Below are 495 nucleotides of genomic sequence, written 5' to 3' on the forward strand. Positions count from 1 at the left end.
GCTGGCGGAACAGCTTGTCATCGCCGTAGCGGGTACGCGGGCTCAGCCGGTTCAGGAAGCCGAAGTTGTTGCGGATGTTGTTGGAGTACTGGGTCACCAGCTTGCTGGCCACCAGCTGCCAGGGGTTGGCCACCTGGCAATCGGCCTCCCGCTCCAGCAGCACGGCGGTACAGGCGTCGCCGAAGATGAAGTGACTGTCCCGATCGCGGAAGTTGAGGTGACCCGAGCAGATCTCAGGATTGACCACCAGCGCCAGCCGGGCGGTGCCTGCCGCCAGCATGTCTGCGGCGGTCTTGATCCCGAAGGTGGCGGAAGAGCAGGCCACGTTCATGTCGAACGCCAGGCCGCTCGCGCCCAGATAGTGCTGCAATTCGATGGCAAGCGCCGGGTAGGGGCGTGGCATGTTGGAGGCGGCGACGATGACAAGATCGATCTCCCCCGGTTCACGACCGGCGGCGATCAGCGCCTGCTCGGCGGCCGCCACCGCCATCTCCA

General features: G+C 65.7%; 1 pseudogene. It reads right to left on the bottom strand.

Annotated features, from left to right (window positions below):
* Positions 1 to 495: pseudogene (locus tag BN1120_RS03505) on the bottom strand (beta-ketoacyl-ACP synthase III); the annotation flags it as partial.

It is taken from the genome of Aeromonas caviae (genome assembly GCF_000819785.1).
GTDB classification, from domain to species: domain Bacteria; phylum Pseudomonadota; class Gammaproteobacteria; order Enterobacterales; family Aeromonadaceae; genus Aeromonas; species Aeromonas caviae.